We start from the raw sequence: 13638 nt of genomic DNA on the forward strand, positions 1-13638 counted from the left end.
CAATATAAGTTTATTATGATTGGAGGAAATAACCTAATGTTCTTAAACAAGTTATCTCTAAATTATAAAAAAAAATCAACTCCAGTTAAAGTTAACGAAGACTATCAGATAGAAAACATAAGTAACTTATCTAAAAATGCTCCCGCCTCTCCTGATGTTTCAATTATAATCGCCTTAAGAAATGAAGTTGATAACTTAGAAAGGACAATAAAATCTATTGTTGAATCGAAAAATAGTCTTGCATTTGAGATAATTATAGTTGATGATGGGTCAATTGATGGAAGCTGTGATTTTTTAAAACAAAATGAAGAGCTTTACGGAAATGTCACTGTTATATATTCAGATACCATAGGAGCTGCAAAGTGCAAAAATATAGGTGCTATAAATTCAAAAGGCAAATATTTATTTTTTTGTGATGCTCATATTGAGGTTCCTGACAATTGGCTGGACACCCTTGTAAAAACACTAAATGACCTAAATGCTCAAGCTATAGTTCCAGCAATAAAGTCCATAGGTAGTGATTATAAAGGTTATGGTGGCACTTGGAATAATAAACTCAATTTTACTTGGCTTGATAAGCCCTCAGAGGATACTGCAGAAATACCCCTAGCTCCTGGATGTGCTTTTGGAATAAAACGGGACGTATTCGAATCTGTGCAAGGTTTTAATACTAATTTACAAGTTTATGGTGTCGAGGATCAAGAACTTTCGCTAAAACTATGGTTGTTCGGCTATAAAATTGTGGTGGACTCAGCCGTGGAAGTTGGTCATCTCTTTAAAGTTAACAATTCCTATAAAATCACATATGCAGACATTATGTACAATTATTTATGCCTTTGCTATTTTCATTTCAGTGATAATAACTTCTCTAAAGCTATAGTTACTTTAAGTCAAAATAAACTTTTTACTACAGCTGCTGCCAAAGCATTAATTAATCAAGACTTAATGAACCAAAGAAAGGATTATTTCTGCAGTAGGAAATATGATGATGACTGGTTTTTTAATAAATTTAACATTGAGCTTTAGTTAATCACCTATAAGTCTGAATAAGTAACTAATTATGAAAATAGCATTAGATGTTACTTTCTATATATATATATATATGTCTTATTTAAGATTTTATAAATATGACTGGAGGAATTTATTTTTATGAGTTCAGAAATATTTTATGATAATGAACTTGGTAATGCAAATGTTTTAGACAAAGTAGATATACTCACAAATAGAACTGAAGATACCTACACTTATGATGCTTCTATAGTAATCCCCTGCAGGGATGAATCAGTGAACTTAAAAAATACAGTAGATTCTATAATGAATTCAAAAAATCGGCTATCTTTTGAGATTATTGTAGTTGATGATGGTTCAACGGATGGATGCTGTGAGTTTATAAACAATAATAGAAATGCTTACCCAAACCTAAGACTCTTCACATCAAAAAATTTAGGTCCATCAGCAGCACGAAATTTGGGTGGAGACAATGCTCTCGGTAAATATATCTTTTTCTGTGATGCCCACGTAACAGTTCCCGATTATTGGCTTGACAAGCTTATAAAAACTCTTGAAGAAAACAACGCTGATGTTGTAGTTCCCGCAATTAAAGATAACGTAGGTGGTGGAGTGGGCTACGGAGAAACTTGGCGTGAAAAGCTCCAAGTTACTTGGCTAGGTAAACCTAATCGGGACGGTGAAGAAGTTGCTCTGGCTCCCGGTGGTGCTTTCGGACTACGTAAAACTGCTTTTGATAATATTGGCGGCTTTGAAAGACATTTTGAAGTTTGGGGAAAAGAAGATGAGGAAATTTCATTAAAACTATGGCTCTTTGGCTATAAAATTGTTGTTGACTCCTCTGTTGAAGTAATTCACTTATTTAAACTAACTAACAACTATGGTGTGACACACATAGATTTCATGCACAACTTCTTATGCATGGCTTTTTCCCATTTTGGTATCGAAAACCTAATTAAGGCCTTTGACATGGTAAAGGATACCCCAGGGTTTCCTGAAGCCTTAGCACGAGTAATGCTGAATGAAGATTTGTTAAGACAACGAAGAGATTATTTTAGTAGACGGAAATTTGATGAAAACTACTTTTTTAATAAATTTGATATTAAATTTTAAAATTAGCAGTACTAAGTTAAATATAAGCTTTTAATGTTGTGTAAATAAAAATGTAAATCTTATACAACTTGTGAACATTATTATTTATTGCCCATATCATATATTAGGCAAATGTTATTGCCTAGTATATCACTAAAAAATTGAAGAAAGGATATTGTAGTTATGGATGAAAATAGTAAAACAATAAATATCGATTCTCCTTTATACGAAGGATTTGAGGAGATAAGTACCTCTGCAGAATGCTGTTGCCCAACCACCGCTAGGCCGACTACTGCTAGACCAACGACCTCCAGACCTACTACTGCTAGACCAACAACTACAGCCCCAACTACCTCTATACCAACAACTGCCGCACCAACTCAGGCACCTTGCACATGTTGCTCTGCAGAACAAAGACCTATAACATATGATAAATGCGAATTGGAAAAAACAGAAACCTTCAATAATGTAACCTTAGATTGCACAGGTAGACTATTAGATGTAAATGTTACATTAAGGAATGTTTGCCCAAATAAACGAGTTGCTGTAGCAGTATTAGTTTACGAAGGCAGCAATCTACTATCCTTGAAGGTTTGTAGATTATTTACCGGTGAAGGTACTAATTGCATATCAACTCTAAATGCTGGTAGATTCTGCTTTGTATTTGACGATGCCCCTTGTCCTCCATCTCGCACCCTTACTGTTAGAATTATTGCTAATTACTTAGAAAGATAAAAGAGTTTTCAATATATTATACCTAAGCTTCTGTGTATTAAACTCAAACTTTATAAGGAACTAATACATTGCCTATCCGGTCACCACTGGTAATCTAAAAACCAGAGAAATGTTACATCGGATGGGCTTTAGCTAATAAACAGATGCACATAGTTTTAAAGGAGTGAATTAAGTTGCCAGATAACATTATACCAAAAAAACTTGCCATTGAACTTTTAAGTAAACTAGAACCAGAAACCTCTTTAGCTTTTAAAAAAGGTGCTTTAATCCCCAAAATAACGAAAGACATAGTTCCTACAGGCGATGTTTGTCCTAACTGTGGAAATGGCAACTCAGGTCCAGGTTCTCCTGGTGAAAGACAGGTTAACGCATCTTCCATAGATGCTAATGAGTATCCAAATATAACCCAAAGTGAAACAAGCTTAGCTTACTTTGGCGAATTTATTCTTTTTGGATTTAATGACTCCAATGATGCTCCCACAGGTTTTTCAGGATATGGATTTTCAAGCGATAGTGGGGTTACCTGGTGTGATTGCGGCTCCGTACCTATAGGAGGAGATATTATAGACAATGGTGGAGATCCTGTTATAGCAGTAGATACTAAGGGAATTTTCTACTATGGACATCTCGGAACGCTATCATCAGGTGAATCTGTAATAATTGTTAACACTGCCCAAGTAAATAATACAAATAGAACATTACAATTTAATAATCCTATTGTAGTAGGTAGGGGGCAGTCTCTGCCAAATAGGCTTCAAGATAAAGAATGGATAACCGTTGGTATTGATAAAAATCAAACTGGCTCACAGGCTCTCTATGTTACTTGGAGTGATTTTCTACAACGGGGTTCACAGGAATTAACCACAATCAGGTTCTCTAAATTTACAACAGGTCCAACTCCCACAGAAATAATCGGAAGTAAAACTATAGCTCACACTACTCTAGATCCTTTAACAAGCTATGTTTCCGGTTCTTTTCCAGTGATAGACAGCAACGGGAATATATATGTATTCTATGAACAAATTGATTTAAATTCTTTAGATTGCTTTATCTATATGGTTAAGTCAACAGACGGGGGAGTTAACTTTAGTTCTCCAACGCTAGTTTCAGGTCCTTTTGTTCAGGCTGGAAATGCTGTAGCTTGCGACAGACTTGTAATTGCTGTTCCACCAGATTTTACTAGATCCATTAGAATAAATGAGTTTCCACATGCTGCTGTTGCCCCTGATGGTACACTTTATGCAGTCTGGAATGCTAGCGTTAGTTTAGAAGAATTTCAATCTAATATATTCCTAGCTTACAGCACTAATGGTGGCGATAGCTGGACCACAACTCCAGTTACTAATAGTATAGCTACTGAATTCTTCCCATCTGTTGCCTTTAATTGCGACAGAGCTCATATACACTACAATCGCTTTAATGATCCGAATAATGTAGGCGACACTGGAAATGGTACTTTTGCATTATTTAAAAAGAGTTTTTCTATCACAGAGGGTTTAAGTGCTGAAAGTCAAGTTAGCACAGTATTTTCACCAGTACCAATTACTAATCCTAATTTTGATACTGCTGTTTCAGGCTGTTATATGGGTGACTATAATCAGATAATCGCTGGACCTGGAAATGCGCTATATCATGGCTGGAGCGATAACCGTTTTGTTTTAAATGGAAATCAAAATCCAGATGTATTCTTTATTGAAACAGAATGTATACCTGCTCCAACTACAGCTGCACCGACTACAGCAGCTCCAACTACAGCTGCACCGACTACAGCTGCTCCAACTACTGCAGCTCCAACTACTGCAGCTCCAACAACAGCTGCACCGACCACTGCTGCACCAACTACCACACCTCCAACAACGGCTGCACCGACCACTGCTGCTCCGACAACTGCGGCTCCAACTACTGCTGCCCCTACCCCTACACCTTGTCCTTGTTGCTTTGTAGATGAAAAAGCTGTAGTATATGCTAGATGTGAATTGGAGAAATCAGAAACCTTTGATAATATGACTTTAAACTGTACAGGTAGATTATTAGATGTAAATGTTACTCTAAGAAATCTTTGTCCAAACAAGCAAGTTAGTATTGGGGTATTAGTTTATGATAATCAAAACAGACTTTTATTTATTAAGGTTTGTAAACTTTTTACTGGTGACGGTTCAAATTGTATTCCTAGATTAAATGCTGGTAAATTCTGCTTTGTATTTGATGATGAACCTTGTCCTCCAGCCCGTACTCTTACAGTTAGAGTTGTTGCTAACTATTTAGAAGGATAGTATGCTATTTGCCTGGTTCATATTGGTTACCACTCCATAGGAATCAGGCCTACCTCCAAAAATTTTTAGAGGTTATTTTTTAAAATTTTAATGATATTTATATAAAATATTCTACTTATTTTATTAGCACTTTATAAAATATTACATATATTAAAGTAGAGATAATCTACTAATTTTTAATTCATTTTTGTTTTAGTATATATTTACCTGTTAAATCTAATTACATAGATGTTTCTTAGTTACTTTACGCATATACTAATGTTCAAAATGAACTAAGAAATCTATGAAATATACTTTAAAAACTATAATGAGGTGATTTTTAGTTTCTCATTTATGAAAAAATTTCTGAATTGTATGGGAATGAACTCTAATAAGTATTACTACATTAGGTACAGACAATCTTGCAGTTCCTCATCAGATGACATTACCAAACAAAGCTAATAATGTACAAGCTTAAAAATTAGACTTTTTCTAATTTAAACACTACGATATGTCAGCTTACTGATCCTAAGAGGATATTTATAATTTAGTATTAATAACCTCAGCAAAATTATATTAAAAAGGTGATATACAATTAATAAAACTCAAAAAACTTTTACAGAGGAGATGTTTATATGGCAAATAGTGTTACACTTGCCGGGTATACAATAACTTTTATTGATGCCGTTTGTAATTCAAATAATACTCAAACTTGGAGATATGCAGTTTCTATAACTACAACATCACCACCAGGAGGGGAAATTAGTGATTGGGTCCTTCAGCTTTGTTCTGATCCTGTGCAAGAAGTAATTAACTTTTCTGCACCTGATGATATTACAGCAGAAACTGGAACTTTTAGATCATGTTTATCTAATAGTGCCCCACCACCTCCTATTACAACTTTTAATGGAATCAAATATGATGGAGTTAACAATAATAACGTTACAGGAATTTATACCTTTACCATAAGAGGATGTTTTCAACAAACTGATGTCAATGTAGCTGTAAAGACTGGTGGAGGAGACCCATCACCAGAGACATGTTTTATTGGAGTTATAACAGGACCAAGCTGTACTGCAGTAACACCAACTACTGCAGCTCCAACTACTGCTGCACCAACTACTGCTGCACCGACTACAGCGGCTCCAACTACTGCCGCTCCAACTACTGCTGCACCGACTACAGCGGCTCCTACTACTGCCGCTCCAACTACTGCTGCACCGACTACAGCGGCACCAACTACTGCTGCTCCAACTACTGCTGCACCTACAACAGCGGCTCCTACTCCTACACCTTGTCCTTGCTGTTTTGTAGACCAAAGAGCTGTAGTATACGCTAGATGTGAATTAGAGAAATCAGAAACCTTTGATAATATCACTTTAGATTGTACTGGTAGATTCTTAGACGTAAATGTTACTTTAAGAAATGTTTGTCCAAATAAATTGGTTAGTGTTGGAGTATTAGTTTATGATGCTCAAAATAGACTTATATCTATTAAAGCTTGCAGACTATTTACTGGTGATGGTCCAAACTGTATTCCTAGCTTAAACGCTGGTAGATTCTGCTTCGTATTTGGTGATGAGTCTTGTCCTCCACCTCGTACTTTTACTGTAAGAATTGTTGCTAACTATTTAGAAAGATAGTATCAATTTTAAAATTGGGTGCTTTGGTTTTACTAAAGTACCCTTTTATACAATAACAAAGCTCTAGTACATACAATATAACAAAACACAGCAGTATAAATCATAAATATTTTATACATTGGACTTAAATAGGAGTAAAATATAATGGATAATAATAAATTATTTGATGTAATTATACCAGTGGCAAAAAAAGATTTGTCTTTAGTTATAAAAAATATACCCTATATATTCAAAATGCTCTCACCTAGAAAGATTATTTTTATTGGTTCTAGCGAGTTAAAAAGTTCATTTCCACTTAATAAGAAACTAGAATTTATTAATGAAGATGAGATTTATCAAGATATGAAATTAAGTACTATTCAATCTATTATGTATAATATTACAGGAAGCACTAACCGAAGTGGCTGGTATCTTCAGCAATTTCTTAAAATGTCTTATGCAACAATAAGTAGAGAAAATTATTATGTTGTATGGGACGCTGATACAATACCTCTTAACACTATTCCATTTTTTGACGATAGAAGCGATAAATATTTGTTTACGATGAAGACCGAGTATCATACGCCTTATTTCACAACTATTGGAAAACTCTTTAATAATGAAGTTAAGAAGTATAATAATCAGTCATTTATAGCAGAGCATATGATAATAGATACAAAAATAATGATTGAACTAATCAAGAAAATCGAAAGTAATAAAAATTTAAAAGGTAACTATTTTTATGAAAAAATAATGTATTCTATTGATGAAAAAGATATACAGGGAGCAGGGTTTAGTGAGTTTGAAACCTACGGTAACTACGTTATGAAATATTACCCTTATAAATACGGCATGAGGAAATTAAGGTCACTAAGAGAAGGAAGTATATATTTGGGAATGTCCCCAACAGACGAAGGATTGATAATGGCCTCAAAAAACTTTGACTTAATTTCAATAGAACATTGGTAATTGAGATCCCTTTTATGTATTAACCAGAAAACCCTATTCTCCTATTGGAAATGTATAAATATTTAACTTTATTCAAACTTTTCGTTATTTGACTCCTTTACCTGCCATAAATCATAACCTGCCTATAGTCCCATTTGTGGGAGGAGACCAGATTCTTCTTCGTATTTGGTGATGAGTCTTGTCCTCCACCTCGTACTTTTACTGTAAGAATTGTTGCTAACTATTTAGAATTAACTAGAGATTAATAGTAAAAGAGGATGCCTCAGTTTATCTGAAGCATCCTTTTATAACAATTAAAAACAAGTTATCTATAATGTCTTTATAATATCTTCTAGGTCATCTTCCTCAGTATAAACCTTAATTCCATTTCTCTCTAAAAGCTCTGCAGTAACACCATTACCATTAATCTTAGCACCACTAAAGCTTCCATCATAAATCTTTCCATGTCCACAGGAAGGACTTCTAGCCTTTAGTATAGCTACCTTTGCACTGCATTCTTTAGATATCTTTAGAGTCTCATAAGCTCCCTTTAAAAATTCCTCTGTTGCATCGTCACCTTCTGGTCCAACTACTCTTGCCTTCCCATCTAGTACCGCTGCTCCTGTAGCCTTAAATATTTCGTGGGCAGCTCTTGGAGTACTCTGTCCCCCTAGTTGCTCTGGACAAACTGGTATGGCTTTGCCCTCACGAACAAGTTTCAATACTTTTTCATTTAAATTATTGCCGCCGTTATACTTTGTGTTCATTCCACATAAACAGGCACTTACTATAATCATAAACTCACCCCACTTAACTCTACAAATTCAATTAAAAAGTTTTTGTAATGAAAAACTTTTGACAACTTTTATATAAGGTATCCTTAAATTATTTTAATTCTACCATAGTAACTCCACTTCCACCTTCACCATACTCTCCAAGTCTATATCTCTTAACATGGGCATGTCTCTTAAGCATATCATTAATTGCATTTCTAAGTACCCCTGTTCCTTTTCCATGAATAATGCTCACCTCCGCAAGCCCTGCCATATAAGCATCGTCTAAATACTTATCTGCAGTATAGGCAGCTTCCATAGAATCCATTCCTCTTAAATCCACGGAGCTTGCAACGGATCTTAAATTTAACTTAGCTTCTCTTTTTGCTATTTTCTTTTCTTCCTTAGAAGGACCTTTTGTGGCTCTTAGATCCTTAAGCTTAACATTAATCTTCATAATTCCAGCTTGAACCTGAACTTCTCCCTTGCTATCAGGTTTAGATAGAACAATAACCTTTTGGTTTAAAGAAGGTAGAAAAACCTCCTGACCTTCGCCAACAGTTTTAAGTTCCTCTCCATCTTCCTCTTTAACCTTGTTTGCCTTTTCTTCTGCATTTTCAAGTTTATCTTTAAGATTTCTTCTCTTCTCTTCAAGCTTTTGTCTTGCGTCAGAGCCGTAGCCCATCTTTTCTAATTCTCTCATATCTTTAATTATTTTATCTGCATCTTCTTTTGCTTCCTTTAATATTCTCTTTGCATCTCTTTGTGCATCAATTATAGCCTTTTCTCTAGCATTATTAAGACTATATAGCTTTTCTTCATATTTCTCCTTAAGTTTTGCTGCTTCAAGCTTTAAAACCTCTGCTTCTCTAGCATAGTTTTCAGCTTTAATACTCTTATCCTGCAGACTTTGAATTAAATCTTCAAATTTAAGAGTTTCACTGGCTATGCTTTCCTTTGCATCTCCAATTATAAAGTCAGGAAGTCCTAATCTTCTAGATATTTCAAAGGCATTTGATTTACCTGGAACACCTATTAGCAATCTATAAGTAGGTCTAAGGGTTTCCACATCAAATTCAACAGAAGCATTTTCTACTTCTTCTGTTTTTAATGCATAGGCTTTAAGTTCACTATAGTGGGTTGTAGCTACTATTCTACAGCCTCTTTTTCTTAAATGCTCAAGAATTGATACTGCTAGTGCTGCTCCCTCTGTAGGATCTGTCCCAGCTCCTAATTCATCGAATAATATTAAGGACTTTTCATCTGCCTTTTCAATTATGTTTACTATGTTAGTCATGTGAGATGAAAAGGTTGATAGACTCTGTTCTATGCTCTGTTCATCTCCAATATCTGCAAATACCTCTTTAAAAAAGCTCACAGTAGAGTGTTCTCTAGCTGGAATCATAAGTCCACTTAAAGCCATAATATGCAGCAGTCCCACTGTCTTTAGGGTAACAGTTTTTCCTCCAGTGTTAGGTCCTGTTATAACTAAAGAAGTAAATTCTCTGCCTAAATACATACTCATTGGAACAGCTATTTTTCTATCTATAAGTGGGTGTTTTGCTTCTATTATATCAATTATACCTTCATCATTTATTATCGGAGCTGTGCAGTTTGTATCACTGGCATACTTGGCTTTTGCAAATATAAAGTCTAGCTCCCATATAATGCTTGCGTTGTTTCTTACTACTACTCTATTCTCATAAACCTTACCAGAAAGCTCTGCAAGTATTCTCTCTACTTCTGCCTTTTCCTTAAGCATAAGCTCCTTTATTTCATTGTTTAAATTAACAAGACTCATAGGCTCTATGTATAAGGTAGCCCCGCTGGAGCTTTGATCATGAACAAGTCCTGGTACAGCTCCTTTATGCTCTGCTCTTACAGGAAGAACATATCTGTCTCCTCTCATTGTATATAGAGTATCTTGAAGATAAGCAGAATAGCTTCTTATAAGAGAGTTAACCTTGTCTCTTACAGAGGAATTCTTATCTTTTAAAGATTTTCTTATATTGTATAGAGTTGAACTGGCTCTATCTGAAATTTCCTCCTCTGATTCTATAGCTAAAAATATTTCATCTTCTAACTTTTTAAGTGGAACAATGCCTTCACAAATATCCTCAATTACTCTGAAAGCTTCTTCTTCTTCTTTATGACTTACATATTCCTTAAATCTTCTTGCAGATCTAAGCATTGCCGCTATTCTTAAAAGCTGTGCTGGCATAAGAGAGGATCCCTTTTCTGCCCTGCTTATTCCTTCTCTTACATCGTAAACTCCTTCAAAAGGAGGTGCTCCCTTTGTCACAAGCAATCTCAATGCTTCCTTTGTTTCTTCTAAGTGTTCTCTTGCTTCATATATGTTATCATAAGGCTTTAATTCATCTATTAAATCCTTACCTGCCTTTGTAACTGTGTATCTTTTCAGTCCTTCTTTAATCTTACCGAACTCTAAAATTTTCAGAGATTTTTCGTTCATTTATTCTACCACCTTTATACAGATTGCCTGTGTAATTTAAATCATTCCATTTTATCTTTAAGCTATAAAGTCCCTGATTTTTACTCTACGCCTCTTTTGTAATGTCCCCTTGTAAACTGACTAAAATCATCCTTCCATTCCTCATTTTTTAAGGTTTCTAGGATTTTTTTAGTTCTTTCATAGCTTTCATCTATAAAATCAACTCTAAAAGAATTTATATTCATATCTCTTAATTCACCTATATTGTCAATTAAATTGATAGGCACATTATTATAAATATAACTTCTACAAAATCTATCTGTTCCAAGTATAAATTCTTCTCCCTTTCTATCTTTTAACACAAATTCTCCCCTTTTACAAGCATTGTTACAATTGTTAGTTGAACATTTGCCACCAAAAGTACTTCCTATAGGACAATACTCACTGACCATTAATTCAACTTTTCCATAAACCAATGTCTGCGTAGGTAATTGGGCCTTTTTAACCAAGCTTCTCGTTTCTTTTTTATTTAACTCTACACTTAAGCAGCTGCCAATGAGAAAATCTTTGTAGAAATCTAAAGCCTCACTATTAAATATGTTTAGTTTATAGTCTCCTATTATATTGGTTTTACCTCTTAATCTACTTATAGCTCCTAGATTCGCTGTAATTATGCCTTCTACTCTATCTAGGTTTTCTTCTACTTGCTTAATTAGGTGTTCAAACTCAGTTCTTATTATATTAGGTATTTTTATAAACATCTTTTTTTCTTTTAATTTGTCTAAAGAACTAAAGTCTAAAAGACCAAAGGGATTTACTGCCACAAATCTAAAGTCAGATTCTATAAATGCTCTAAGTTGTTCTTCATTGCTTACATAAACGATAGTTTCTGGCAGGGAATACCTATTAGTTTCTCCTGCTTTGTTCAAATTATCTTCATTTAAACTTTTGCTGCTTACAATATCATTTTTAATAGTTTGTTTTTCATAGCTATTGTCTATGTTACTATCATTTTTATCTAGTATATGTTTACTTAACTTTTCCACTAAGCTTCTTCTTACCTCATTTAAGGCAGATATAGGTAAAAAACCATTATCAAATTCTTCAAAGCTAATATCTGTAAACTTAAAAGGTGTATCTCCAGCCTTACTTAAGCTATCTATAACTCTCTCTTTATCCAAAGGCTTCTTTAATGCCTTTTGTACAACCTCTCCTGTGACCTTTAAACTCTCACCTTCATAGCAGCAACTCAATTCTATTGGTTCTTCTACTCTAAACCTTACTGATAAATTTAATTGAACTTTTCTTTCAAAAGGCTTTTTATAAACCTCTTCTAGTTCATTTAATAGCTTCACATCAGAGGTTTTATAAAGTATGCTGCCGCTTTTATACTGCACCGGCATTAGCTTTACCTTATCCCCTTTAAAGGCATCTTCTACTTCTTTACCATTTTTTATTATCTTAGATACAGTAAAGCCCTCTTCTTCAGTTCTTATACCGTCTTTAATAGATATATTCTCTTTTAGTACAACTGTTAAATCTTTCTGTACTTTACCAAGCTCTACCCCTGTATTTTTAGGGAAAGTATATGCCATCATATCCCTTCCTACATTACCATAGAGATATGCCTTTGAAAAACCTTCTCTATTAAAAAGCTGCAGAAGCTTCTTCTTTTCTTTATCTACGTTAAAGTTTATCTCTTCCTTTGACTTTCTTTCAATACCTAAAGCATTGTCTATAGCCCTTCTATAGGCCTGAACAACACCTACCACATATTCCGGTCTTTTCATTCTTCCTTCTATCTTTAGCGAAGAAGTACCACTTTCTACTATATCTTTTACATTTTCAATTGTACATATATCCTTAGGGCTTAGTAAGTATCCCTTTCTCTCTGTCATGGTCTTTTTATCTATAATAGTATTTGGAAGTCTACAGGATTGAGCGCATCTCCCTCTGTTTCCACTTCTTCCTCCAATCATGCTGCTCATTAGACACTGACCTGAGTAACACACACAAAGAGCACCATGAACGAATATCTCTGTTTCTACTCCCAGTTCCCTAGATATGTGGGATATCTCCTTTAAAGACAATTCCCTTGAAAGTACTATTCTTTTAAATCCTAATTCCCTTAAAAATAAAGCCCCCTCAGCATTATGTATAGTCATCTGAGTGGAGGCATGTAGTTCGAAATTAGGCAAGTTTTTTCTTATTAAATTTGCAAATCCTAAGTCTTGAATTATAAGTGCATCTACACCTATTTTATATAAAAACTTAGCATACTCCAATGCTTCCCTTACTTCATCTTCCTTCAAAATTGTGTTTATGGTAACATACATTTTTACATTATATAAATGGCAGTATTCCAATGCCTTAGTCATGTTTTCATTATCAAAATTTGATGCATATGCTCTAGCAGAAAACTTATTTCCACCTAGATATACTGCATCTGCCCCAGCCTGTACTGCTGCATATAAGCTCTCCATGCTACCTGCAGGTGCTAAAAGTTCTATTTTTTTCATTATTTATCTCTCCTAATATTAGTCATATGCTTTTTATTAAGTAATTTCTATGTAAATTTATCTTTAAAAGTTTGATGATACGTTCTTTATTATACCTTTATATTATTAGCTTTTCAAACTGATTTTAATCTTTCTGAACTAATTCCATACACCCCTTCAAGTTGAAGATGATTAGCTGATTATTATAAACTTATGTTTTCCCAAAGTACTCTAACTTAAATAGGACAATAGCCTCTG

General features: G+C 34.3%; 9 protein-coding genes. 6 read left to right on the forward strand and 3 right to left on the reverse strand.

All coding sequences use genetic code 11. The annotated features are described in order from the left end of the window. Positions 1 to 36 precede the first annotated feature (36 nt). The 6 genes from N4T77_RS11735 (at position 37) to N4T77_RS11760 (ending at position 7678) form a co-directional block, all read left to right on the forward strand. Complete coding sequence (locus N4T77_RS11735) at positions 37 to 1026, forward strand: glycosyltransferase (protein WP_261671989.1); 990 nt, start codon at positions 37 to 39, stop codon at positions 1024 to 1026. Between the two features lie 123 nt (positions 1027 to 1149). Beyond that, the gene (locus N4T77_RS11740; RefSeq protein WP_261671990.1) at positions 1150 to 2121 is read left to right on the forward strand and encodes a glycosyltransferase family 2 protein; all 972 of its coding nucleotides are present in this window, start codon (positions 1150 to 1152) and stop codon (positions 2119 to 2121) included. A gap of 162 nt (positions 2122 to 2283) precedes the next feature. Beyond that, on the forward strand, positions 2284 to 2835 hold the full coding sequence (locus N4T77_RS11745; RefSeq protein ID WP_261671991.1) for a hypothetical protein: 552 nt from the start codon (positions 2284 to 2286) through the stop codon (positions 2833 to 2835). 173 nt (positions 2836 to 3008) lie between these two features. Then, positions 3009 to 5108: a sialidase family protein gene (locus N4T77_RS11750; protein WP_261671992.1), complete on the forward strand. Its 2100-nt coding sequence runs from the start codon at positions 3009 to 3011 to the stop codon at positions 5106 to 5108. Positions 5109 to 5722: 614 nt separating this feature from the next. Beyond that, a complete protein-coding gene (locus tag N4T77_RS11755) occupies positions 5723 to 6730 on the forward strand; it encodes a hypothetical protein (RefSeq protein ID WP_261671993.1) in 1008 nt (335 codons plus the stop codon). Positions 6731 to 6874: 144 nt separating this feature from the next. Further along, positions 6875 to 7678 (forward strand): DUF6492 family protein, encoded by an 804-nt coding sequence (locus tag N4T77_RS11760; protein WP_261671994.1) that lies wholly within the window; start codon positions 6875 to 6877, stop codon positions 7676 to 7678. Between the two features lie 308 nt (positions 7679 to 7986). On the opposite strand, the gene N4T77_RS11765 is transcribed toward N4T77_RS11760, so the two are convergent. The 3 genes from N4T77_RS11765 to N4T77_RS11775 form a co-directional block, all read right to left on the reverse strand. Next, complete coding sequence (locus N4T77_RS11765; protein ID WP_261671995.1) at positions 7987 to 8454, reverse strand: DUF523 domain-containing protein; 468 nt, start codon at positions 8452 to 8454, stop codon at positions 7987 to 7989. An 88-nt stretch (positions 8455 to 8542) separates the two neighbouring features. Continuing rightward, positions 8543 to 10903: an endonuclease MutS2 gene (locus N4T77_RS11770; protein ID WP_261671996.1), complete on the reverse strand. Its 2361-nt coding sequence runs from the start codon at positions 10901 to 10903 to the stop codon at positions 8543 to 8545. Between the two features lie 80 nt (positions 10904 to 10983). Beyond that, complete coding sequence (locus N4T77_RS11775; protein WP_261671997.1) at positions 10984 to 13401, reverse strand: DUF3656 domain-containing protein; 2418 nt, start codon at positions 13399 to 13401, stop codon at positions 10984 to 10986. Positions 13402 to 13638: the final 237 nt, after the last annotated feature.

The organism is Clostridium sp. CX1 (genome assembly GCF_025398335.1).
Taxonomy (GTDB): domain Bacteria; phylum Bacillota; class Clostridia; order Clostridiales; family Clostridiaceae; genus Clostridium_AM; species Clostridium_AM tanneri.